This is a genomic window from Deltaproteobacteria bacterium, from assembly GCA_016183175.1.
Taxonomy (GTDB): domain Bacteria; phylum UBA10199; class UBA10199; order UBA10199; family SBBF01; genus JACPFC01.
The window spans coordinates 1-24,890 of sequence record JACPFC010000006.1; the positions used below are offsets into that span (position 1 = coordinate 1).

The 24,890-nt window shown below is 55.2% G+C and carries 19 protein-coding genes; 11 read left to right on the plus strand and 8 right to left on the minus strand.

What is annotated here, in order from left to right:
• From HYU99_00715 to queF, 4 genes are all read right to left on the minus strand, one after another.
• Nucleotides 1–5,870 (minus strand): Ig-like domain-containing protein (locus tag HYU99_00715; GenBank protein ID MBI2338877.1); only part of this gene is annotated, 5,870 nt, incomplete at its 3' end.
• Complete coding sequence (locus HYU99_00720) at nt 5,867–8,026, minus strand: transglycosylase domain-containing protein (GenBank protein ID MBI2338878.1); 2,160 nt, start codon at nt 8,024–8,026, stop codon at nt 5,867–5,869. The genes HYU99_00715 and HYU99_00720, both read right to left, overlap by 4 nt.
• 136 nt (nt 8,027–8,162) lie before the next feature.
• Nucleotides 8,163–9,005, minus strand: a complete 843-nt coding sequence (locus tag HYU99_00725) for a 2-oxo acid dehydrogenase subunit E2 (GenBank protein MBI2338879.1) — start codon at nt 9,003–9,005, stop codon at nt 8,163–8,165.
• Entirely contained in the window at nt 9,002–9,367 is a 366-nt protein-coding gene (queF, locus tag HYU99_00730) for an NADPH-dependent 7-cyano-7-deazaguanine reductase QueF (GenBank protein MBI2338880.1), read from the minus strand. The genes HYU99_00725 and queF overlap by 4 nt, the downstream gene beginning before the upstream one ends.
• Nucleotides 9,368–9,461: 94 nt before the next feature.
• Between queF and HYU99_00735 the strand changes: the two genes are divergently transcribed.
• Both HYU99_00735 and HYU99_00740 read left to right on the plus strand, forming a co-directional pair.
• Nucleotides 9,462–9,725, plus strand: a complete 264-nt coding sequence (locus HYU99_00735; protein MBI2338881.1) for an antitoxin — start codon at nt 9,462–9,464, stop codon at nt 9,723–9,725.
• Nucleotides 9,722–10,144, plus strand: coding sequence for a type II toxin-antitoxin system VapC family toxin (locus tag HYU99_00740; protein ID MBI2338882.1), 423 nt, complete (start codon nt 9,722–9,724; stop codon nt 10,142–10,144). Before HYU99_00735 ends, HYU99_00740 begins: the two co-directional genes overlap by 4 nt.
• 20 nt (nt 10,145–10,164) lie before the next feature.
• Here the strand turns inward: HYU99_00740 and HYU99_00745 are convergent, their stop codons facing one another.
• Nucleotides 10,165–10,764 (minus strand): NifU family protein, encoded by a 600-nt coding sequence (locus HYU99_00745; GenBank protein MBI2338883.1) that lies wholly within the window; start codon nt 10,762–10,764, stop codon nt 10,165–10,167.
• A 226-nt stretch (nt 10,765–10,990) separates the two neighbouring features.
• Between HYU99_00745 and ptsP the strand changes: the two genes are divergently transcribed.
• From ptsP to HYU99_00790, 9 genes are all read left to right on the plus strand, one after another.
• Nucleotides 10,991–13,351 carry a phosphoenolpyruvate--protein phosphotransferase gene (gene ptsP / locus HYU99_00750; GenBank protein ID MBI2338884.1) on the plus strand — a complete coding sequence of 787 codons (2,361 nt, stop codon included), beginning with the start codon at nt 10,991–10,993 and terminating at the stop codon, nt 13,349–13,351.
• A 206-nt stretch (nt 13,352–13,557) separates the two neighbouring features.
• Nucleotides 13,558–14,772 (plus strand): aminotransferase class I/II-fold pyridoxal phosphate-dependent enzyme, encoded by a 1,215-nt coding sequence (locus HYU99_00755; protein MBI2338885.1) that lies wholly within the window; start codon nt 13,558–13,560, stop codon nt 14,770–14,772.
• Nucleotides 14,773–14,860: 88 nt separating this feature from the next.
• Entirely contained in the window at nt 14,861–16,141 is a 1,281-nt protein-coding gene (locus tag HYU99_00760; protein MBI2338886.1) for a homoserine dehydrogenase, read from the plus strand.
• Nucleotides 16,142–16,258: 117 nt separating this feature from the next.
• Complete coding sequence (gene thrC / locus HYU99_00765) at nt 16,259–17,434, plus strand: threonine synthase (GenBank protein MBI2338887.1); 1,176 nt, start codon at nt 16,259–16,261, stop codon at nt 17,432–17,434.
• Nucleotides 17,434–18,387: a class II fructose-bisphosphatase gene (gene glpX, locus HYU99_00770; protein ID MBI2338888.1), complete on the plus strand. Its 954-nt coding sequence runs from the start codon at nt 17,434–17,436 to the stop codon at nt 18,385–18,387. The genes thrC and glpX overlap by 1 nt, the downstream gene beginning before the upstream one ends.
• 86 nt (nt 18,388–18,473) lie before the next feature.
• A complete protein-coding gene (locus tag HYU99_00775; protein ID MBI2338889.1) occupies nt 18,474–18,905 on the plus strand; it encodes an SRPBCC family protein in 432 nt (143 codons plus the stop codon).
• Between the two features lie 106 nt (nt 18,906–19,011).
• On the plus strand, nt 19,012–19,380 hold the full coding sequence (locus HYU99_00780; GenBank protein MBI2338890.1) for a hypothetical protein: 369 nt from the start codon (nt 19,012–19,014) through the stop codon (nt 19,378–19,380).
• A 79-nt stretch (nt 19,381–19,459) separates the two neighbouring features.
• Nucleotides 19,460–19,702, plus strand: coding sequence for a hypothetical protein (locus tag HYU99_00785; protein ID MBI2338891.1), 243 nt, complete (start codon nt 19,460–19,462; stop codon nt 19,700–19,702).
• Nucleotides 19,695–20,054: a type II toxin-antitoxin system PemK/MazF family toxin gene (locus tag HYU99_00790; GenBank protein ID MBI2338892.1), complete on the plus strand. Its 360-nt coding sequence runs from the start codon at nt 19,695–19,697 to the stop codon at nt 20,052–20,054. Before HYU99_00785 ends, HYU99_00790 begins: the two co-directional genes overlap by 8 nt.
• A 35-nt stretch (nt 20,055–20,089) precedes the next feature.
• Here the strand turns inward: HYU99_00790 and shc are convergent, their stop codons facing one another.
• The 3 genes from shc to HYU99_00805 form a co-directional block, all read right to left on the minus strand.
• Entirely contained in the window at nt 20,090–22,192 is a 2,103-nt protein-coding gene (gene shc, locus HYU99_00795; protein MBI2338893.1) for a squalene--hopene cyclase, read from the minus strand.
• A 121-nt stretch (nt 22,193–22,313) separates the two neighbouring features.
• The gene (gene miaA, locus HYU99_00800) at nt 22,314–23,378 is read right to left on the minus strand and encodes a tRNA (adenosine(37)-N6)-dimethylallyltransferase MiaA (GenBank protein ID MBI2338894.1); all 1,065 of its coding nucleotides are present in this window, start codon (nt 23,376–23,378) and stop codon (nt 22,314–22,316) included.
• Nucleotides 23,375–24,890 (minus strand): DNA mismatch repair endonuclease MutL (locus tag HYU99_00805; protein MBI2338895.1); only part of this gene is annotated, 1,516 nt, incomplete at its 5' end. The genes HYU99_00805 and miaA, both read right to left, overlap by 4 nt.

Consider the following 24,890-nt stretch of genomic DNA (forward strand, 5'->3'; position numbering starts at 1 on the left):
AGGGTCATGTCGATCGGCTCGAATCCGGCCGGCAAAAGGTCCTCGATAACCACGTAGGCCAGATCCTGCGAGGCGACAAGCGTGATGTGCCCCTTGTAGGTTTCGCCGACCTTGAACTGGGTCAGTTGGCGCTTTTCCCCGATGTCATCCGGCGCATCGTATTCACGCGAGACAATCAGCCCCTCCTCGCGCGTCGGCGTCTCGTCCGGCGGGAGGTAATACTTGAGAAGAAGATCATAATAGAGCGTCCCATCCCCCTTTTTGGAAACGATCAGATCGGCAGGCATGGGGAGTTTTTTGATCTCGGTCATTTTCATCTCGGCCGAATGGACATCCAACAGGTTTTCCTTGCTGAATTTTTTCTCTGTCACCGTCTGGCCGCCAGCCGGACTCCGGCCACCCAAGGTGAGCAGGCCTTTGAAATCGGTCTTTTCCTCCTCCCGAATCTGCGAGTACTGATAAGCGAGGTAAGTCAGATAGAGGTTGTCCTGCGTCACGGTGAATTCGCGGGTCTTTTTTCGGTTGAGCAGATAGGCCAGCGCCTTGGGAACGAACGGATCGGCCGGATTTTCACTCAAAAGGGCCATCGCCGCCATCGCCGTGTTCTTCTGGCTGGAAGACCAGAAAAAATTTGAGCGGGGCCAGCTTGTGTGGCGCGGCTCATGGACGGCAAGACTCCGGATCCGGTCGGCAATTTTCATCACCTGTTCCGGGGTCTCCCCAGTGGCTGGCTGATTGGCCAACCCCATCAACAGATACGAAAGTCCCGTGATCGAGAGATCTCTGACCCGCCCGATCAGACCGTCGGCCGTGGCTGAATCCCACGCGTAATTAAGCGAGAGGCCCCAGAGTCCGAAGGCTTTGGCGTCGTCGCTCAAATTCGGGTCTGTTTGCAATTCATTGGCGATAAATTTCGAGAGACTGGCCCTATCCGCCTCGTCGGGCGAAAAACCCATCTCCACGGCCAGTGTGTAGGCCCAGAGGGTCTGGACGCTGGGGAAATAGCCGGGTTTTGTGTCCTCCGGCCAGTATTTGATCCCGCCACCGTAGTACATGAATTTGGCGTGCAGTTCCCCCATCAGGCCGTTGATTTTTGTCTCCAGCCACTTCAATTTGTCGGAAAGTCCCGATAATTTTTTCATTTCAGCAGGAGGAATTGGCGCGAGGGCGTCGAAATATTTCTCGCCATAGTGTTTGGTGAAATGATGCGCCATCAGAAGGGCAAGGAGGGTGGCCGATTTCTGCTCCGAGCAGTTATAGGGGAAGTCGATCAGCTCTTTAAGCGGCGCCGCGATGGCGGTGCCGAGCGAGGCCTTGAAGGCGACCGACAGTCCCCCTTTGTTGGTAGTGATTGACGGCGGGATGTCGATCTTCTCCAGCGCCTCATCGGTGGTCTGTCCCGCAGTGGCGACCACCTCCGGCGCGTAGCGATCCTGCGTCGGAAGCGTCACCTCAAAACCATCGAGTATTTCCCCTTTCTTGTCCCGCGCCTCCGCCGAAAAAACAACGGCGCCGGCCCTGCCGGCCGATCCCGGTTCGTCCGCAATCTTGAATTCGACAGGGTAGGGGGACTCGCCATTGCCGGCAATCGAGATGGGTGTTGTCAGCTCCGTCTTGCCCTCCTTGAGCAAGGCATTCCCTGTCAGAGAAATTTTGAGCGTTCCCTCCACGTTTTGAGGATTGCGGTTGGTCGCAATGACCCGCCCCTTGACCTCGTCTCCCCAGACGGCAAAGCGGGGGAGGGCGGGGCGGATCAAAAGCGGAAGGGTGGTCATGATGGAGGCGCGGGCGCCGCCGACAAAGGTGTTGTCGGTCAACGCCAGATTTGCGCCAAGAGCGCTCTGGCCCTCAACCCCCTTTTCGTCTTCTACCTCTTTTTCAAATTCGGCAAGAGTCTTCGATTCCGAAATCGCCAGCGCCAGCGCCTCGATAATCCAGGTGGTCAGGTCGTCGGGGAGTTTGAAACGGAATTCGGCCCGGCCGTTTTCATCCGTGACGACATGCCCCTCGAAGTGGGCGGTGTCTTTGAAGATCCGCCGCTTTTTGTCCGCCTTGCCGCCGTCGCCCGCCTTTAACGACAACATGGATGACGAGGTGACGACGTTATCCGGTCTTCGATAATAGAATTTTTTGACCAGATCGGGGAGTTGATAGTTCAACAGGCGAAAGACCGACTCGTCGGCAACCGTCACCATGACATGCGCCTTTTCAGGTTTACCCGAAGAATTTTTTGTCTGAAGGGTGACAGTGACCTCGTCGCCCGGCCGGTAAATTGGCGGATTCTCTCCCTCCCCCTTCCGGTCGGTTGTAATTTCCACCGTCATCCGCTTTTGTTCCGGCTCCACAAAAAGCTCGGTCTGGCCGTAGAAAAGAAGGGGAGGCCGACCCGGGCCGGGGGAACGTTTGTCATCCCTCCCGACATGGGCCACAACACTGACATAAAAATTGGGGATCATCCCTTCCGTGATCGGGATTTCGATTGCGCCCGCATTCGAGTCGCCGAGGTCAATGACCTTGTATTCCAACATTCGTCCCCGCTCGATCGTCATCAACGCCTTTGTCGCGGGGACCATCGACTTGACCAGCACATGAGCCGTCTCGCCCGTCTTGTAGGCCTTCTTGTCGGGGACCAGCTCCAGCTTTTCGGGCTGGTCGAGCCGCCAGGGGACATACCCTTTTCCCCAGGCGTAGACCTCGACGGCGGATCGAAGGACATTCCCTTTCTCATCCGTGCCGACGGCGACGATTCTATAAGTGCCCGCTTCCGGGATTTCAAACTTGATGTCGCTCGAGCCGTCCGCGCCGGTCTTGAAGCCGATTGTTTTTATCTTTTTGTCCTCATGTTCGTACACGAAGTCCCAGTACCCCTGCGCGTTCCGGCGCTCGATGAATTTGTATTCCCGGCGGAGCAGTTCGGCGGTGAATTTTTTTCCGGGCGCCGGCTTTCCCTTCGTGTCCACCGAGGCGATGATGATTTTTGCCTTTTCCTTTTCCCCATAGACCCACTTTTCGGGGGCAACCCCCAGATAGAAACTTCCCTTGTGGACGATCACATCCTCCTGCGCGGAGACCTCCTGATAAGAAGGGTCCTGTACGGTCGCTTCAACGCTCAACCTCTGGCTGACCGGGTATTTGGCGAGATCGGGCTTGTAATGGATGACCATCGCTCCTTGGTCATTCAGCGTATCTTTGTTCCCCCTTATTTCTTTATTCGCCATGTCCCTGAAAAAACGACGGGCCGTGCGGGCCAGAGAACCGCCGCGCGGGTCGTCTTCCTGCCCGCTGTCTTCCGAAATCGGATATTCCGCCACGACGTCGTACTCGGCGTCCGTATAATACTGGTATGCGTCGGGGTCGTCATAAGGGGCCCCTTCTTCAATCGAGAAACGGCGGTTCAAGAGATCGTCGTCGATGAAACTGAATGCCTCAAACCCCTCGGGCGAAAAAACATAAGAGGAGGTCATGATCGACCACTTCGCTTTGGCTTTGCGCATCGGGGCGCCGAAGAAATAGGCCCCCTTGACCGTGAGTTCCATCTTGTCGCGGCTGATTATTTGGTCTTTTTGCGTTTCGAGATCGACCTTGAAGGTCGGTTTGCGGTAGCTGGCGACGACAAATATTTTGGAGAAGGTTTGGGTGATGACCTCCTTCGAGCCGACATCGAGGATCAGCGAATAGTCGCCGCGGGGGATGTCTTCCGCGTCGGAAAGTTGAAAACTCCCCTTGATGACCCCGCCGGGCTCCACCGTTAAATCTTTTGTTTCGTGAATCGTCTGTCCCGAGGCGTCGCGAACCAAGATGTCGGCCTTTAATTTTTCATCGGGGAGAAAATAACGCCCCTCTTTCACCTCACGAATGAATGACGAAAAATAGACGGTCTGCCCGGGACGGTAGATCGGCCGGTCGGTGTAGAGGTAGCTGTAATAGAAAGGGGGTTTTTCCAGAATATCGCGGTAAGAGGAAATCATGTGGTCCCCTTCGCACGACCAGGACTCCTTCCCCTCCGTCAAAACCTCCGCGCAAAACGACATTCCATAGATGTCGTCATCCTCCTTGAGGGCCCCGTTCCACACCCCTTTGTGAATGGCGACGCCGTCTTTGTTCGTGGTCAAAACCTCGGAGAGGATCTCCTTGTCGTCTCTGTCGCGTAGAGTCACCTTTACGGAAAGGGAAGAGAGCGATTTTCCCGATTCGATATCGGTAGCCCAGACGAGCACATGCTCCGCCTCGCGCTTGAGGGCGAGCGCCACCTTTGTTACCTGCACCATCGAATAGACGGGTCGTGGCGCCTGCTTGCCACGAATGGAAGAGGCCCCCATCACCTCGAGGAGGTAAAAACCGGAAGAGACGGCGTAATCATCGGGGAGTGTCTTCAAATCGACGGTGAAGGGCTGTGACCGGTCGTCGGTCATCTTCAACGGGATCTCCTGCGTGACGAGGGGCGGCAGACGTTCCTGATCGATCGCCATCATCTTCAAATCCATCGGCACGGCGTAATTTCCCGTGATGGTTTCGCTGTACGCCGGTTCATCGAAGATAAAGTTGCCGTACTTGTCGGTATGCCCGCGGGGGACGAGATTCCTGTCAAACACCCCTTCGGCAAATTCCGACTTGTCGTTGAGCCGGTAGAGGTTCAGAACGGCCCCCTTCAGGTTGACGCCGCGGTAGGGGATTTTCATCGGCGCCTCGAGCGAGAGGATGCTTTTGCCGAGGTTGGAATTAAGGGCCGGTTCCGCATGATCGGTCCGGAAGGCGTAGTCGGCTATTTTTCCCTCCCAGCGGGCGCCGGAGAGGGCGTGGAGCTCCTTTGTTTTTATGCCTGCCTTGTAGGCGGTGTTGTAATCGTCCAAAAAAGAGGCGCAGGCTGTTTTGTATCCCTCGATGGTGTCGGTCTTGCCCGACTCCCGCATGACCGGGTAGCTCACCCAGTCGACAAAATAGATGTAAGGGGAAGGGGCCTCGACATGAAAGGCCTTTTCGAACGATTTTTTTTCAATGGCTTGTGTGAAATAATAGCAGACGGTGTCGCCGACCGATGCACTGTTTTCTTTGTCGGGTGAAACGGGAATTTCAGTACCCCCCCTGTTGATGACGGCTTTTGAAAGGCCGAATGTTTCGGGCGGTATTTCGTAATTTGCCGTCACCGCCTCCTTGAGGCCCAATTTCCCTTTTTTGGCGTGAAGGCCGGCCGGGATTTCGACGGTGATTTTGGATCCCCATGGGAGGCCGTCCTTGAAACGGACAAAGAGGCGATGGTCATCTTCCATCCAGATAAAATCCTTCCGGGCCTTGATTGACCTGTTCCCCTCCGTCACGCGGATCCTTTTTTCCACCTCGCCGCGATTCATTGAGAGGTTGAACTGGACAAAAAATCCGGCGCCAGTGGCGTTGCCACCTTGGGAAGGGAGGAGCGTCTCCTTGTCGCCCGGCGAAACCGAATTGACCCACGGCGTGACGGTGAAAAAATCCCAGTCGGTCGCCTTGTCCAACCGGTAGCCATCTACCGAAACGAGTCCCGCGGGAATGGAGACATGGTAAGGGGTTGCCGGTTCCAGCGGTTTGTTCGGGCGGAAAATAAATCCATGAGTGCCAAGCCAGGTAAATTTTCCTTCCACGGTGGGGGTGATTTTGAGCGGAATTTTTTTGTCCCGTCCGACATCCAGCGTCGTGAGCGGCACCATCGGGTGATTGAACATGACGGTGATGCCGTCGGTAAAAATCGAGATCTGCTCTCCCTTGGGGGTGGTGGTTAAGACCTCGAGCGTTCCCTTGATGGGAACCGCTTTTTTCTGTGTGAGCCAATAGATACCGCCAGCCACGACAAAAAGTGAAAAGACGACGGCGATAATTGTTTTGAAATGGGCCTTCATGTGGTTGTCTCCATGATGTAAAAAGGGATGGTTTGTTTTCGCCCGTCGGGGGCCTTGATGGTGAGCAGGTGGTCGCCCGTTTCGGGAGGGACCCAAAAACGAAGATTTGTGTTGTCTAAAATCGGAGTTTCCGAGACAAGTTTGCCATCAAGATAACATCGAAGACTCTCGATCTCCGGATCAGTCACCTCCACTTCGGCAAGAATTTTTTGGTGTTCCGCCGGAAGATAGGGGTGCAATCGAAAGCGCGCGTGGGGGAGGGGGGAGCGAACGCGCCAGCCGGGATCAGAATCTGGTTGTGTGTCCAGGACGGCGAACGGGTGACGCCGGAGGGAGGGCTCCCGATCGCGCCGCAGGCGGAGATGTGGCGTATGAGACAAGCCATCACGACGTTCCACGCCGAGCAAGCCACAGCGACGCCGAGGACGAGCGGGAAACCCGCAGGCGACAGGACCCGTTCGCCACTCCCTCACCACATTTTCCACCACCGCGTGCCAGACCGGCCCTGCGCCGGTGGCCCCGGTCGTCCCCAAAAGCGGCGAGCCGTCGGCGTGCCCCACCCAGACGCCGACGGCGACCTGCGGTGTGTAACCAACCGTCCAGTTGTCGCGATGGTTGTAACTGGTGCCGGTCTTTACCGCGACGGGAAAGCCGTCAATCGCCAGATCTTCGTTAAAACCGAAGGCCTTTAACCGGGCGGATGGGTCGGTGAGGATGTCGGTGACTTGCGCGGCATATTGTTTGGCATTGTTAATAATGGATGTTTGTTCGCTCAAAGGCTGACCTGGGCGCCATTGATAAGGCAAGAAGATTCCCCCCCGCGCCAGTACTGCATAGGCGTTTGTCAATTCCAAAAGACTCACTTCTCCGGCGCCGAGGGTGACGGCAAGGCCGTAATACATCGGCGGTTTTTTAAGCGAGGTGAAGCCGAACTTTTTCAAAATATCGTGATAATAGGAGAGGCCGATTTCGTTCAACGTTGCCACGGCAGGGACGTTGTACGAATTTCCCAACGCCTCGCGAATGGTCACGTCGCCGTGAAACCGGCGGTCAAAATTTTGCGGGATGTAGGCCTCGGCATCGGCGGCGGTGAGGGCGAGAAAACTCCGCGGCTCGTCGGTAATAACGGTGGAGGGGGAAAAACCCTTTGAAAAAGCGGCAAAGTAGGTAAAAGGCTTGAGCGTCGAGCCGGGCTGGCGCAGGGCTATGGCGCCATTGACCTGCCCCTTGATCGCATCATTATCATAGTCGCGCGAACCGACCATCGCCAGAATGCCGCCGGTGGGGACATCAATGACGACGGCAGAGGCGGTGAGGAGAGGGTCTTCCCCGGCCCGCTCTTCAAGCAGGGCTTGAACGGCGGTTTCGAGACGCTTTTGGAGGTTCAAATCGAGTGTTGTGTGGACGATCGGGCCGGCTGGCAACTGCTTTGCGGCTTGCCGCGTGGCGACCCATTCGATGAAGTGGCGGGCAACTGCAAATTCCCCCTGACCCCCCTTTAAAGGGGGGGAATCTGATCCCCCCCCTTTGAAAAAGGGGGGTTGGGGGGGATTTAAACGATTCGGCCCCTTCGGCAATCCCGCCAAAAATTCAATCTCCGCGGAATTCAATTCCCGCAATTCTTTTCCAAAATAAACATCCGCCGCCGCAGAGACGCCATAGGTTCGCCGGCCGAAATAAATGGAATTAAGATACCGTTCCAGAATCCATTTTTTTGAATGGCGCAGTTCCAGCCCGAGGGCAAGGAGGGTTTCGCACAATTTATTTGTCCAGCTTCTTGCGGAAAACCTCCCTTTCTTTTCCTGGATCAGATTTTTGGCCAACTGCTGGGTGATGGTCGATCCGCCGCGCCGAACTTTTCCTCCCGCCAGATTTTCGATGGCCGCTTTGATCAGCGCCACCGGGTTAACCCCGTGATGCCAATAGAAGAAGCGGTCCTCGGTTTTTACAAATGTCTCCACAATCGTCTTGGGAATCCGGTCGACCGGCGTCCAGATTTGAAAACCGTCGTAGGAGGGATTAATCGTGCCGATTGCCTCGCCGTTGCGGTCGAAAAATGTTTTTGTGTCGGGAGGCGCGTCATAAATGCGGGCGTAAAAATTAAGAAAGGCGAGCAAAAGGAGAAAGACAAAGGCCGCGATTCCCATCTGCCGCATAGGGCGGCTATCGTGCCGCGAGGGGAAGAGGGTGTCAAATGATTAAACATCTCATCGGGGGCTTTGCTCCGCCTAAGGCGGACCCCCGTTTCCCCCGTTCACTCGCGTCCGCCTGAGGCGGAACGCTCGTTCACTTTTATAAGAGATTATCGGACGGATTTTCCAGCAGTTCCCTGAAATATTTCGCCATCCGGGAGCCGGTCAGGCCGTCGATGAAACGATGGTCAAAGGTGAATTTCAACTCAAGAATCGGACGGACCACGACGGCTCCGGCGGCCACCCACGGTTTTTCCGCCACCTGACCGACGCAGACGATAATCGGCACGCGGCTTATCGGCACCAGCGGGGCGTAGCCGGGAGGCATCCCCAGGGAGCCGACGCTGGTGATCATGACCGATCCGAACGGGTCGCGGGGAACTCCCAGTCCGGTCAGATTGACGCCGAGGTTGTAATTCAGAAAAGTCAGGAAGCGGATCACCCATGAAAGGAGGAAGGTCGGAACGAGATTGAGCAAACGGATGGTCGCCTTGAACTGCGGGTCCTCTTTTCTGCGGATTTGTCCGCTCTTGTCTTTCAATTCCCGGGCAATCTGAACGACCGATTTGTTTTCGCAGGCGTCAATCTTGGCGCCGGAGAGGTCGGGTCGTTCGCCCTCATTCCCCTCCTCGATGGCGACCTGCAAAAAAATGTCAACCGTCTTTCGGAGATAAATTTTTTTCCATTTGATGATGCCGTTAATGTCGGGGAATTTGTGGAGCGTCAGCGCAATGGCGCGGGCCGCCAGATGCGTCATGGTGATTTTGACGGGGGAATCGCCAGTGGCGCTGCCACCGCGGTTGAGTTTTTCGAGATGGGCCAGAGCGGCCGTCGCGTCGATTTCCAGTTTCCCGTAGACGGTGGGATCGTTGGGGGCGTTCCAGACGGCAATCGAGATGCGCCGCCAGCTGGCGGGGTTTTTAAGGGGATGAAAGATTTTCATTGATCCGGCCTGGTTCCATGCCTCGCCGTGACCACCGTGTGAATACCGCCACGCACGTAGAAATCGCCGATCACCTCGGCATATCGGGGATGAACCGCCTCGACGATGTCATCCAGGATTTTATTCGTCACTTTTTCATGAAAGGCCCCTTCGTTCCGATAAGACCATAGATAGAGCTTGAGCGATTTGAGTTCAATGCATTTCTCGTCGGGCACGTAGGCGATTTTGATCGTCGCGAAGTCGGGTTGTCCCGTTTTGGGGCAGAGGCAGGTGAATTCCGGACAGGCGAATTCAATCAGATAATTCCGATCACTGTTGGGATTTGGAAACGTATCCAGATGTTCCTGCGGCGCGGATGGCATGATTGCTTCTTCCTGTACCACATTTTCGGGGCATTGCAAGCCGACCGGAACAAAAATATTGCATTTAGCATCACAGTATGGCATCATTACATCAATGAGAACCACAATTACGCTTGATAGCGATGTCTTTCAAAAGCTGGGGCAAAAAATCAGGCAAAGCCGAAGGCCCGCCAAACAGGTCTATAACGACCTGTTGCGGGCGGCCCTTGCCGAAAAAAGAAGGCCCAAAAAAAGGGAGGCGTTTCATTTGCCCGTCTTCAGGGGGAAAAAAGGGCTGATGCCCGGCTTCAGCTGGGAGATGTCCACCTCCCAGATTCTGGATCGCCTTGACGAAGAGGAGTTCCGTCAAAAAGAGTGATTTTACCCGACATCAACATCCTCGTATACGCCCACCGGGCCGACAGCCCTTATCACCTGAAGGCCGCGAAAGCGGTTGATGGCTTGGCCACCTCTCTTTCTCCGTTTGCCCTTTGCAGTTTTGTCTGTTCGGGTTTTTTGAGGATCGTCACCAATCACCGGATTTTCGTGGAGCCGACCCCCATCTCCGACGGTATTCGGTTTCTTGAATCGCTGTTGACGCGGGACAATTGCCGGACCGTGGAGCCGGGAGAGCGGCATTGGGAGATTTTTTCGACTTTCCTCAAAGAGACGAAGGCCACCGGCAACCTTGTTTCCGATGCCTATCTCGCCTCGATTGCCGTGGAGCATGGGCTGGAACTCTTGACCCATGACAGCGATTTTAAGCGGTTTGCCGAGCTGAAAATTTGCCCTTTCTAAACACGATGCTTTCTGAATTCTCACTTTCCCGGCGAATAATAGGGATTGGTTCCGGAGGCGTGGTCGGTGGTGTCGTAGATGGCGCCGATCTCCGGAATTTCCTGCCGGAGGGTTTGTTCAACCCCCTGCTTTAAGGTGGCCGTGGACATGGCGCACCCGTGACAGCCCCCCCCCATCCGGATAAAGATGTCGTTGTTTTTGACCTCGAGAAGCTCGATGGTGCCGCCGTGGGAGGCAATGGCTGGGTTGATCTGATTCTGAAGAACCTCCTGCACCTTCGCCTCGATTTTGCTCGACATGGGAATTTTGGCGATCACCTCCGGCGCGACGAGCGGTTTTCCTTCACCGATCGCCTCGCGGATTGCCGTTCCGATTTTTTTGCCGAGAATGCGCCAGTCCTCGCCTCCGTCCTGTGTCACCGTTATGGAAGGACCCGCAATCAGAATCCCCCGGATATTTCCGCAGGCGAAAATTTTTTCGGCCAGAACGGACCCCTTCGCCTCCACGGCGCCTGAAAAGCGGACCGATGGGCCCGTAAGAAGCGGTTGTTCAAGCGTGAACCGGCAGTTCTCCGGCAGGGTCTGCGGTTCGGCCGTGATTTTGATTTGGGCGGTGTCCATTTTGATTGGGGCCCTTTCGGCCCATTTGTTGCTATTCGCGTCATGGATTTCGGGCCTCAAACCCGCCTGCCAATCCGGCGGGCAGGTGGCCCCAAACCCCGCGCCTCGCACTGGCAAAGCCAGATGCTCGGCTTTGGGCTTTACCCTATCACGTAGGACACAAAAAACAAGCCCAATCCCGTTCATTGCAATTTGTCACCCACTACGCTATCTTTGGGTCGGTCCAATGCAAATCCACACCTTATCCTCCCACGACGTTGTCTCCGAAATCATGGAGCTGGCCGATCTCTGCAGGGGCGAGGAGGATGTCCGCCGGGTGCTACACCTTCTGGTCGAAAAGCTCAAAAAAATCATGAACACCGATGTCTGCTCCCTCTACCTTCTCGACCCCAAGTCGAAAAACCTCGTTCTTGCCGCCACGCAGGGTTTGAATCGGGAATCGGTAGGATTTGTCCAGATGAAAGTGGGAGAGGGGCTGGTCGGGAAGACGCTGGAGTGGCTTAAACCGGTTTCGCTGGCGCGGGGGAAAAAAAGCCGAAGCTTCAAGTTTTTTCCCGAGACCGGCGAGGAGAAGTTTCAGTCGTTTCTTTCGGTTCCCCTCATCCACAACCGCCGCCCGATGGGGGTGCTGGTGGTGCAAAACCGGAAGGCGACCAAGTTTTCCGCGCGGTCGGCGCATCTGCTGATGACGCTGGCCATCCCCGCCGTCAATGTCATCGAAAAGACCAAACTGCTGGGAAAATTCGGGCAGGTCACTTCGGACAAAAAGGAAGGGGAAGGGGAGGGGGCCGTCCCGGCGCCGCGAAGGCGGGGGGAAGGCCTTTTGTTCAAGGGGATCGGGGCCTCTCCCGGCATTGCCATTGCGAAGATCAAAATTGTCCGCAGATCGGCCCCGAGGGCCAGCCTCCGAAGGGATGAGGCGGTGATTCACGCCGACGTGGAAAAGATGCGGGTGCTTGAGGCGTTCCGCTGGGTGGAGGAGGAGATCCGCGACACGCAAAAAAAGGCGGAGCAAAAATTCGGCATGGAGGAGATCTCCATTTTTGACGCCTACAAGATGGTTTTGGAGAGCGACCCCTTCAAGGAACAGATTCTGGAAGAGGTGGACAAGGGAAAATCGGCCCTCAAGGCGGTGGAGGCCGTGATCCAGCGGTATACCGAGGAGCTCTCGATGGCCGACGATGAATATCTGCGCGAACGGGCCTACGACATCCAGGACCTGGGGCGGAAGATCATCGACCGGCTTCTCTACGGCGCCGAGGTCCCCGGCGCGGAAATCGCCCTTGAAGAGGACAAGATTCTTTTTTCCGAATTCTGGAGCATCTCTGATTTCGTCGAGATGGATCTGTCGAAGACGAAAGGGATCCTCTCGCCGTCGGGAGGGGCCTCTTCCCATATCGCCATTCTGGCCGAATCGCTTGGCCTCCCGGCGGTTCTTGGCATCTCCACTCCCGCCGAAAACATTCAGGACGGCGATCTCGCGGTGATCGACGGGAGTTCCGGCATTGTGATTGTGAATCCGGATGAAGGGGTCCTGCACGCCTATGAGCGGGAGAGCCGGGAGGATTTCAAGGCCCAGCGCAAATACCGCGAGGGGGCGCACAAGAGAGTCGGCCCCATCGGAGGGAAGAAATTAAGCATCGGGGCCAACATGGGGATGATGGCCCATCTGCAGACCGCTTTGGACAACGGCGTGGAGGAGATCGGCCTCTATCGCACGGAGTTTCCCTTTCTGATCCGCCGGAATCTTCCCACGGAAGAGGAACAGTATCTTTTATACCGCAAGGTCCTCGAGGCGATGGGAAGAAGGCCGGTGACCATCCGCACGCTGGATATCGGCGGCGACAAATATCTGCCGTATCTCAATCTCCCCCGCGAGGCCAATCCGTTTCTGGGATGGCGTTCCATCCGCATCTCGCTGGCGCGCGAGGATCTGTTCCGCATCCAGTTGAAAGCGATGCTTCGCGCCTCCCCGCATGGCCGCATGAGGATGCTTTTTCCGATGATCACCTCGATTGAGGAAGTCCGGCGGGTGAAGGAGATTGTCGCCGATGTGAAGCGGGAATTGCAGGAAGAGGAAAAGCCGTTCGCCAGAAATGTTCCCATCGGCATCATGATTGAAGTCCCGTCCGCCGTGGTCCTGGCGGAATTTCTCATCAAAGAGGTGGACTTTTTTTCCATCGGCACCAATGACCTCATTCAATATACGCTGGCGGTCGACCGCAACAACGCGCAGGTGGCGGGGATGTATAATCCGCTCCATCCGGCGGTTCTTCGCGCCATCAAGAAGACGGTGGATACGGCCCATCGGGCCAAAAAGCCGGTTTCCGTCTGCGGCGAAATGGCGGGCCAGACGATGGGGGTGGCCCTTCTGGTGGGGATGGGGGTGGACAGCTTGAGCATGAGCGCCCCGCTTGCCTCCAAGATCAAGAGTTTTGTCGGCCGGTTGAAATGTCGCGATGTCCGGAGGCTGGCCCATCAGGCGGTGGCGATGGATTCGGCCGAAAAGATAAGGGAGCTTGTGGATGGTTCCATCAAGAAATGGGGGTTGGGCGAGTTCCTCCCCCACGCGGCGCCGATGACGTGAGGTCATTCTCTTTTTCTGTCCGGAAAAAAGGGGCAAGACCGGTAGAGCTTGTAATATTGGAAAGGGTGGCGGCGGTAACCTGCCATGACTTGTAAGCCTTTCAATGTGGTTTCATTCTGGACAAATTGGGTTCATTAAGCGAAAAAGATCAGGTAACAACAAAAAATTCTCTGAATGAACTCTTCAAGGACATCCGGTAATTGCCGATGAAACCCCCACCCGAATTTCCCCGCATCAGTCATCTTCCCCCCTATGTCCTCGGCCAGGTTGTCGCCCAGATGACCCAGCAGAGAAAAAAGGGGGACGATATCATCAATCTGGGGATGGGAAACCCCGATCTTCCCACGCCGCCGCACATTGTCAACAAACTGATTGAGGCGGTGCAAAAAACAAAAAATCACCGCTATTCCGTCTCGCGCGGGATTCCCAAACTGCGGCAGGCCATTTGCGCCTGGTACAAGCGCCGATACAACGTGGAACTCGATTGGGACTTTGAAGCCATCGCCGTCATGGGGGCCAAGGAAGGGCTCTCGCATCTCATGCTGGCGGCTACACAGCCGGGGGATGTCGTTTTGGTGCCCAATCCGAGCTACCCGATCCATATCTACGCCCCCGTCATTGCCGGATGCGACATCCGGGGGGTCAGAATGGCCCGGCCAGTGGCCGGGACCGTACAGGGGGAGGGTCTGGATGATTTTTTCCCTTCGCTTGAACGGGCGGTCAAAACGGTCATCCCGAAACCGAAGTTTCTCATCCTTTCTTTTCCCTCCAATCCGACAACGCATGTGGTGGATCTAGACTTCTTCAGGAAAGTCGTCTCTTTCGCAAGGGAGCACGGCATCTGGGTCATCCACGACCTGGCCTATGCCGACCTGACCTTTGACGGATACAAAGCGCCCAGCATTCTGCAGGTGGATGGGGCGAAAGAGGTGGCTGTGGAACTTTATTCGCTTTCCAAAGGCTACAGCATGCCGGGCTGGCGCGTCGGTTTTTTGTGCGGCAACCGGGAGCTCGTGGGGGCCCTCACAAAAATAAAAAGCTACTTCGATTATGGAATGTTTCAGCCGGTTCAGATTGCGGCCACCGTTGCGTTGAACGGATCTGAAGATTGTGTGAAGCAAATCTGGGAAACCTACCACCAGAGGCGCGACGTTCTTTGCGAGGGGTTGAACGGGGCCGGCTGGACGATCGAAAAGCCGAAGGGGACCATGTTTGTCTGGGCGAAAATTCCGGACAAATTTTCCTCGCTCGGTTCGCTTGAATTTAGTAAGCTCCTCCTCTCGGAGGCGAAGGTCTGCGTCTCGCCGGGCATCGGTTTCGGCGAATACGGCGAGGGATATGTCCGGTTTGCCCTTGTTGAAAATGAGAAAAGGATCCGCCAGGCCGTAAGAGGGATTAAACAGGCGCTTCAGAAAAAATAACGAATGTCAAAGTTCAAATGTCAAAGGAAAAAACAAATGACAAAATCTTTGAAATTGTTTTTTTGGAGTTTCCTTTGAACTTTGAACTTTGAAATTTGACATTTATGTCCCACATTCCCCAAATCAACATCGGCTCCACAAAAACCGCGAGCTCATCACCCAAAAACTGGGCTATCCCGTCAACATCAAAAAGGTCTGCGAGGTCGACGCAAAAAAAATCAAACAGTTCAACGTGCCGCAGGGAACAGCGACTTCCAAAGTGCAAGAGGTGCTGGATGATCCATCCATTTCAATTATCGTTGAATTGATCGGCGACAAACCGGCGGCCAGGGAGGTGATCCTCAAGGCGCTTCAATTGGGAAAACATGTGGTCACCGCCAACAAAGCCATCCTTGCCTCACATGGTCCGGAGTTTTACCAGGAGGCCGCAAAAAACGAGGTGGAAATTCTTTTTGAGGCGGCGGTGGCCGGTTCAATCCCCGTCTTGCGGGCCATCAGGGAGGGGTTTGTGGCGGACAAAATCCAGTCCATCATGGGGATCATCAACGGGACCTCCAACTACATCCTCACCGAAATGGAGGAGAACCGGAAGGATTTTGCCTCGGTGCTTGCGGAGGCGCAAAAACTGGGGTTTGCCGAGGCCAATCCGAAAGCTGACGTGGAGGGGATCGACTCTGCGCACAAGCTCGTTCTTCTGACCTCGCTGGCATACGGTTGCATGATTCCGCCGGCCAAGGTTTACACCGAGGGGATCACCGAAATCGCCCCGCTCGATTTCGACATGGCGCAAAAGTTCGGCTATAAAATCAAACTGCTGGCTATTTCCAAAAGAGAGGGGGAGGAGGTCGAGGCGCGGGTTCATCCCACCATGATTCGGGGCGACCACATGCTTGCCTCGGTCCGCGGCGTCTTTAATGCCGTGATGATCAGGGGGGAGTCGATCGGCGATCAGTTGTTCTACGGAAGAGGGGCGGGGGGATTGCCCACCGCGGCGGCGGTGGTCGGCGACATTGTCGAGATCGCGCGCAATATTGCAACACGCGTTCCAGGCGTCCCGCCGCTCGGGTTCAGGCTGGAAAACGTCCACAAGGGGAAGGTTCGCCCGATGGAAGAGATCGATTCGGAATATTACCTCCGCTTCACCGCCCACGACAGGCCGGGGGTCTTTGCCAAAATCGCCAATGCCCTTGGGCAAAATTCCATCAGCATCTCGGCCGTCTATCAGCACGGACGCGAGGAGGGGAAAGAGGTGCCGATTGTGGTGATGACCCACCGGGCGAAAGAAAAAAACATGATAAAGGCGCTGGCGGAGATTGATAAACTTTCGGTAGTGACGAAAAAAACACTTTTGATCAGAATTGAATCGTAAGTTCAATGTCAAAGTCCAAATTTCAAATTTCAAAGGAAACTCCAAAAAAGCAATTTCAACAATTTTGTTGCTTGTTTTTTCCTTTGACATTTGAACTTTGACATTTGTCATTTCCCCATGCACCCCTACAAAGGCGTCATCCACAAATACTCCTCATCCCTTCCTGTCAGGCCGGAATGCGTCGTGACCCTTCTGGAAGGGAATACCCCTCTCTTGCGGGCGACAAGGCTTCGCGATCATTTAAAGTTCAAGGGGGAGATTTTCCTCAAATTCGAGGGATTAAATCCCACCGGTTCGTTCAAGGACCGTGGCATGACCTATGCGGTCTCCAAGGCGCTGGAGGAGGGGCACAAGGCGATCATCTGCGCCTCCACCGGCAACACCTCCGCCTCGGCGGCGGCGTACGCGGCCAAGGCGGGCATCCGCTGTGTGGTGCTTATTCCCAAGGGGAATGTCGCTTTGGGAAAGTTGACACAGGCCATCATGCATGGCGCGGCGGTGATTCAGGTAAGGGGGAACTTCGATGTGGCGCTCGAAATTGTCAAAAAAATCGGCGCCCGTTATCCCATCCAGATTGTCAACTCCATCAACCCTTTTCGCCTGGAAGGGCAAAAAACCGCCGCCTTCGAAATCTGTGAGGTTCTGGGAAGGGGGCCCGATTATCATTTTCTGCCGGTGGGAAATGCCGGCAACATCACCGCCAACTGGCGGGGGTACAAACAATGGCATGAATTGGGAAAAATCGAAAGGGCTCCAAATATAAAGACAAGCGAACCATCGGGCTTGTCCCGTGGTGAGCGCGGGGTTTGGGGCCATTTGAGGCCCGAAATAAATGACGCGAGTAGCATCAGCCGGGCCGAAAGGGCCCCAAATATAAAGATGATGGGGTTTCAGGCCGCCGGGGCGGCGCCGATTGTGCGCGGGAAGGTGGTGAAAAATCCGGTGACGGTGGCCTCCGCCATCCGGATCGGCAATCCCGCATCGTGGCAGGCCTCGCTTGAGGCGGTCTCCGAATCGGGCGGAAAGATTGACAAGGTGACCGATGCCGAGATATTGAAGGCCTACCATCTGGTGGCGCGGTGCGAGGGGTATTTTTGCGAACCGGCCTCGGCCGCCTCGATAGCGGGTCTTGCAAAGATGCACGGCCAAAAGATGTTTAACGAGGGGGAGGTGGTTGTCTGCACGTTGACCGGCCATGGGTTGAAGGATCCGGAGACCGCGATGAGCAAGGCGCCGAAACTTGCGGTCTGTGAGCCGAAGATGGAAAAGATTGTCAAGATTTTGAGGTTATAATGGACAGAAATTTGGCGTTGGAAGCCGTCCGTGCCACCGAGGCCGCGGCCCTTTCCTGCGCCCGCCTCATGGGGCGGGGCGACAACAACGCTGCCGATCAGGCGGCGGTCGATGCCATGCGCCGCGTGTTGAACTCCATCGGCATCGACGGCACAGTGGTGATCGGCGAGGGGGAGCGCGACGAGGCGCCGATGCTTTACATCGGCGAAAAGGTGGGGAAGGGGAGCGGCCCAAAGGTGGATATCGCTCTCGATCCGCTGGAGGGGACCAACCTCTGCGCCACCGGCGGCCCCAACTCCATCGCCTGCATCGCCATGGCGGAAGAGGGAAACTTTCTGCACGCGCCGGACACCTATATGGACAAGATCGCGGTCGGCAGGCATGCGCGCGGGGCGATCGACCTCTCCAAATCGCCCACCTGGAATCTGCGCGAAGTGGCCCGGGCCAAGAATTGCGATGTCCCGGATCTGACCGTCATCATTCTGAACCGTCCCCGCCACGAAGAACTGGTGCGCGAAGTCCGCGAGGCGGGGGCCCGCATCAAATTGATCGGCGATGGCGACGTTTCGGCGGCGATCGCCACCTGCTTCAAGGAAACCGGCGTGGATATCCTGCTGGGGATCGGCGGGGCGCCGGAAGGAGTGCTCGCCGCGGCGGCGCTTCGTTGTGTGGAGGGGGATCTTCAGGGGCGGCTCAAATTCAGAAACAACGAGGAACGGGCCCGCGCCAAAAAGATGGGGGTTGTCGATGAAGACAGGATATACACAATGGACGAACTGGCCGCAGGGAGCGTCATGTTCGCGGCCACCGGCGTCACGACGGGCGATTTTTTGAAAGGGGTCCGGTTTTTCGGCGGCGGCGCCGAAACCCACTCGGTGGTGATGCGCTCCAAGTCCGGAACCATCCGGTACATCGAGGCGGTGCATCATTTTGACAAAAAACCGGTGTATTAAGTGCCCGCGTGCCCAGGTACCCGAGTGCCTGCGTAAACACGGGCACTCAGGCACGCGGGAACTCGGGCACCCAGGCACATAAAAAAATGGCCCAAGCCTCCGAATCCATCGAAATCAACGCCTCTCCCAAAGAGTGCTACGACGTGATCACCGATTACGGGCGCTATCCGGAGTTTTTAACGGAATCCAAAAATGTTGTTGTCGAAAAAAAATCGGGGCATACAGCGGAGGTGACCTTCACGCTCGATCTGATCAAAAAATTTTCTTACACGCTTAAAATGGTTGGAAAGCCGCCGCATACGGTTGCGTGGAGCTTTGTCAGGGGGGCCCTGATGAAAAGAAACGACGGAGAGTGGACTCTTGAAAAGTCAGGGAATGGAACCACACGGGCGACCTATTCCATCGACATCGATCTCGGCCTGTTTGTTCCGGGCGCCATTTCCAGAATGCTGATCGGGAGCAACCTGCCCGGAATGCTGAAGAGTTTTAAGAAGAGGATTGAGGAGAGGAAGAAATAAATGTCAAATTTCAAATGTCAAAGGAAAAAACAAACGACAAAATTTTGGAAATTGTTTTTTGGAATTTCCTTTGAAATTTGAACTTTGACATTTGACATTATCCGTTATGGATCCCAAAGAAAAAAAATCTTCCGAAAGCATTTCGCTTGCCGACCTGGCCAAAAAAATCGTCCTCGCCAGTATCGGCTCCGCCGCCATGGCGCGGGATGCAGTCACCGACTCAAAGCTGTCGAAGGAAATTTTCGGCGGCATCATGTCGAAGGCCGAGAAGCGCAAGGACGAAATCATGGAGATCCTCGCCCGCGAGGTCACCAAGTTTTTGGGCAAGGTCAACGTGGCGGATGAAATCGCCAGGGCCCTGCGCGGGCTGGTCATCAACCTCTCCGCCTCCATCGACTTCAAGGACAAGGAAGGGGGGATTCATCCGCGGGGGACCATTCACAAGGCGGAGGTTAAGAAAGAGAAAAATAGTTAGAGCAAGGCGTTTCAGGCGCCGGTAGGGCGGTAGGTCGGGCTTGACCGATAAGTATATTTATAGATATACTTTAAAATATATGGGAAAACCAATGACCATTCAGCCGGAAGATAACAATCGCCTCGAGTCGCTCAAAAAAACGCTGAAGGCCCATTCGAAGGTGGAAGTCTTAAGAAAGGCCCTTTCTTCGCTCGAGGAACAACTCAGGCAAAAGGAACGCCGTGACCGTCTCGCCCGTGCCTCGCGGCTTGTTGCCAAAGAAAGCGCGCGGGTGAACAGGGAATTTGCGAAGTATTCGCTCCTTAAAAGAATCGATGACTGAGTTCCTGCCAAAGTGCTGGCATATCTACATTGTGGACCTCGAGCCTCGAGTCCGTTCAAAGCCCGGTAAAACAAGGCCCTGCCTAGCCATACAGCCGGATCAGGCTTCCGAGGCCGGGCTGACCAGTACCGTTGCCATTCCCCTGACCTCGAAAGTTCTTCCTCAAGATGCCTACCCGTTAAGAGTGCGTATACGTAAAGGCCTTTGCAACTTGAAGGTGGACAGCGACTTGATGATCGACCAAATTTTGGCGTGGGACAATTCGCTTTTTAAAGAGGAGTTGGGAATTCTTCCCGAAATTCTTCAACAAAGGGTCAAAAGCGCGATCAAGGATTTTCTTGAATTGCATTAAGAATCTGCGCGACTTTTTTGAAGAACGGCCGAATTTTAAAACGTCAAATTTTTGGAAAGGGCCTTCCGATACCTCGCCAGCGCCAGGAGCGGAAAATAATACCGGTATCCGTGATACCGGATGTAGAAGTGCCCCGGAAATCCGGTTCCGGTGTGATATTTTTCATCCCATCCTCCCGATTCATTCTGCGTATTCATTAAAAATTCCGCCGCTTTTTTTGCCTCATCGGATGAGGCCAATCCCGCGGCCACAAGACCCATCAAACCCCACGCCGTTTGTGATGCCGTCGAGACGGGGAGGGGGATATAATTTTTTTCCAGATAGGAATGACAGCTCTCCCCAAAACCGCCGTCGGCGTTCTGGACGGACATAAGCCAACGAACTCCCTTTTCAATGGGTCCAGCCCTGGGAGGGCTCCCAGCCCCTGGCTGGCCGATGGCGTTTAAGCCGGTCAGGACGCACCAGGTGCCGTAAATATAATTGACCCCCCAACGCCCCTCCCAGGCGCCGAATGATTCCTGGGTGTTTTCGATAAAGCGAATCGCTTTTCGGATGACGACTCGCAAATCCCCCCTTTTCCCCCCTTTGTCAAAGGGGGGGAGGGGGGATTTCAAGCAACTCAGAAGTTCCAGCATTCGGCCGGTAATATCGGGGCTCGGCGGATCAAGGCAGGCGCCGTGGTCCGAAAAGGGGATCTGGTTTAAAATATCGCGGGTATTGTCCACGTCAAAGGCGGCCCACCCGCCGTTTTTACTCTGCATGGAAAGGAGCCAGTCAACTCCTGTGGCAAACGCCTTGCCCCCCTCATCAGGCGGGAGGCCTAATGCCTTAAGAAAGGCCAGCACCTCGATGGTGTCGTCCACGTCGGGAAAATAATCGTTCTGAAACTCAAAGGACCATCCCCCCGGTTTTCCCTCCCTGTTTTTTATCGACCAGTCACCGTACAGGTCTCGGATCTGTTTTTCCAAAAGCCATCGGCCGCTTTTTACCAGCGCGGGGGAGGAGGGGGGAACCCCCGCTTCAACCAGGGCCAGCCCCGCCCAAGGGGTGTCCCAGACAGGGGAAATGCAACATTGCTGGTAGATGATTTCATCGGAAAATCCCCCCTGACCCCCCTTTGCCAAAGGGGGGATGGGGGGGATTTCTCCCGCGCTAACCGGCATCTGAAAACTCCGCAGGGCATCGAGCGCTTTTTTGAGAGTCGGATGATTAAGGCGATGCCCAAGGCTAAAAAGGGCCATCGCCCCATAGGCCAAGGCGGGATAAATATCCTCCGTCCGGTTGATGTGATCGATGATCCACTGTTCACATTTTTTCAGGGCACTGTCTCCCAGGGGAATTAGCCCCCATTTTTCCAAAAGATGAAGTAATTTATCTATTTCAATCATTAACTTTTTGAAAGATAATGTTTTTTTAACATTATACGACCAATCGGCCGTGGCCGGACGCCAGCCCCAAAGGGGCCCCTTGTCGGGGTGGCGTTGCCACTTTCGTTCCACATAGAGCTCGTTTAAATGAAAACTGTTGGGGAGACGGTGAACTTTTTTGATATGCATGATGACCAGCAGAGGGATGATGCAGGCTCTTGCCCAACTGGAGAATTCGTAGACCGAAAGGGGGAGCCAGGCCGGGAGATGGATAAAAGAGGCCGGCATGGAGGGACAGACCTCCCACGGCACGAGGCCGAATTGGGCCAGATGGATGCGGGTAAAGACCCGGCATTTGGCGAGGCCGCCATGTTCAAGGATAAAATTTCGCGCCTGGGTCATCGGAGATGCATGAACATCAGTTCCATGCAGTTTAAGGGCCAGGTAGCACTCAATGGTGGCGCTCAAATCACCGGGGCCCCCAAAATAGAGGGGCCAGGAGCCGTCAGCTTGTTGAGCATCGAGGATGCGGTTGACCAGTCCTTTTTCGGTCCGATGATCCACGCAACCGAGATAATGGGTGAGAAGGATATATTCCGCATTGATCGACTCGTTGGCCTCGAGGGTGTACCACCAGTAACCCTCGCGGGTCTGCTGGGAGAGGATGAGATCGGAGGCTTTTTTGATGGCGCGGTTGAGATCAACGGCAACGGCCGATCCGGGCACCGAAGGTTTTCCGTTGGGTACCAGTTTAAGAGGTTTTAATGTCACTTTTGATGCCGCTATATTATGTTAAGTCTTGCGCTCGCTATATTATGTTATGTTTTGCGCTCGCTATATTATGTTATGTTTTGCGTATCGCAAAACATAACATAATATATATTATGCGACGTTATTTAAAAAAGGCGCCCACCGCCGTTTCTATTCCCCGAAAATCTCCCGCCTCAAACCAGATGATATCTTTTTCGTGGCGGAACCAGCTTAGCTGACGTTTCGCGAAATTTCGAGAATTTTGTTTGATCAGACCAATCACCTCATGTCTATTTTTAGGGGCTCGCGTCGCCTCCGCCAAACTGCTCGGCGGACCCGCCGCGTTGTTTGGCGGGCCCTCCACGGGCAAGTCATCGAACTGTCGCGCAGTTTGCCTCATGCCTTCTGGCATGAGTTTACCTGCTTGACCCCCCTCACCGCCGCTGTGCGGCTTGTTTTGGGATAAGTATGGAAACCACTCCTCATACCCGATCGATCTCAAGAGCGTCGGATGATCGCCATATTTTTCCCTTAAGGAGGCCACTTCTTGTTCCAGCCCCGCGGAAATCATGGCATCGACGCGCGCCTCGATCCGTTTGTAGAGGATCGCCCGGTCAAGTCTGATGCCCAGTTTTAAATAGTCATATATCTTTTCTTCAAATTGATGGTTTTGCTGATGTCTGGAAATCGGGATTCCCGTCAGTCGATAAACCTCCAGGGCGCGGATGATCCGAACCGGGTCGTTGGGATGAATTGTCTTACAAGCCTCGGGATCGATTTTTTTCAGTTCGCCGTAAAGAGCGGAGAGCCCCTCTTCCCCGATTCGTTTCTCAAGATTTTCCCTGATCTTCCCATCCGCCGCCGGTCCCGAAAAAAGCCCGAATAAAAGCGCCCGGATGTAAAGACCGGTGCCCCCGACGATGAAAGGGGTTTTTTCCCGTCCGGAAATATCCCTGATGAGCCGATCGGCCTCCTTTTGAAACCGGGCCGCATCCCAACGGTCGTCCAGAGAACTGACTTTGAAGAGATGATGCGGAACCGCCTGAAAAACCTCTTCGGAGGGTTGGGCCGTGCCGATGACCAGATCACGGTAGAATTGCCGTGAGTCGGCATTGATGATCTCGCCATTGAACTTTTTGGCCAACCGGACGGCGATTTCGGTTTTTCCGACGCCGGTGGGGCCGAGGATGACGATGATTTTGTTCACAGCGCCCTCTTAAACCACTTCTCCAATTCCCGTTGCGAAATCTCCACCGCCACCGGTCTGCCATGCGGACAGAAGGATGTCAGCGGGTATCGCTCCAGATCGTCCAAGAGCGGCTTGATTTCAGAAACCGTCAGACGACGGTTGGCCCGGACGGCGCTGTGGCAGGCCATGCGGGCCAAAAGATCGTTCAGGTTGTCGGTCAACGAGACGAGCCTCCCCTTTTCAACCTGATCGCCGGCGATGTCGAGCGCCAGATTTTTGATGGAGACTTTTCCCTGCAATAAAACCGGAACCGCGCGAACAATGAAAGTACAGCCGCCGAAGAATTCAATCTCAAGGCCGAACCGTTCGAGTTCTTTCAGATACTTTTTGAGAATCTCCGCGGAGGACGGGGGAAGATCGAAATTTTCAGGAATCAACAGCGGCTGGGAGGCAATGTTCCCTTCTTTGTATTGTGTCAGCAACCGGTCGAACAAAATCCGTTCATGCGCCGCATGCTGGTCGATGAGGACCAGCTTGTCCGGGGTTTCACATACCAGGTAAGTCCCAAGGATTTGGCCGATGGGGGTAAGAGGTTCACAGGGTTTAGGGTTTAGGGTCTGGGGTTTAGGGTTTCCAGAAACGACTAAATCGGGGATACGAGCCATTGAAAATAAGAGCGCCGGTTCATTTGCTTCCGGCATTACCCTAGACCCTATACCCTCAACCCTAGCCCCTGCCTTCCACGGCTCCCCTTCCAGCGTCTTCCGCACCGCCTCCTGCACTGCGTGATGGACCAGCCGGCTGTCGGCAAAGCGCACCTCGGCCTTGGCGGGATGGACATTCACATCCACCATTTCCCCCGGAAGGTTGAGAAAGATAACGGCAAACGGATAGCGGCCGCGCATCAGGGTGTTTCGGTAGGCCTCCATGACCGCGTGAAACAAAACCTTGTCGCGGACCGGCCGGCCGTTCACGAAAAGATACAAATCCCGCTGGTGCGAGCGGCTGATGGAAGGATGTCCCGCCAGACCGCTGACCGTTATGTCTCGGTTTCCCCCCGCCACCTCCCAGGTTTGAGCCGCCGTTTCTTCGTCAAAGAGCGACGCCAGCGTCGATTTCAGCCCCCCCTCCCCGCCTGACCCCAGGACCTTCTTTCCATTGTGGGTCAAACGAATGGCACCCTGCGGATTGGCCAACGCGACGCGGGTGACCGAGTCGATGATGTGGCTCATCTCGGTCTCGGAACTTTTAAGAAATTTAAGCCGCGCCGGGGTCTGATAGAAAAGATATTTGACCAAAACGGTTGTCCCCGGCGGATGCGCGGAAGGGCCTTCGAAAACAATATTGCCCCCTTCGAGCCGGATTTCGTGGGCGGAAATCAAATCCCCCCCTTCCCCCCCTTTTTCAAAGGGGGGTGAGGGGGGATTTTGAACGTACCTGCTGGTTATCGCCATCTTCGACACCGCCGCAATCGAGGCGAGCGCCTCGCCGCGAAATCCCAGGGTTTTTATCGAAGAAAGATCCTCCAAT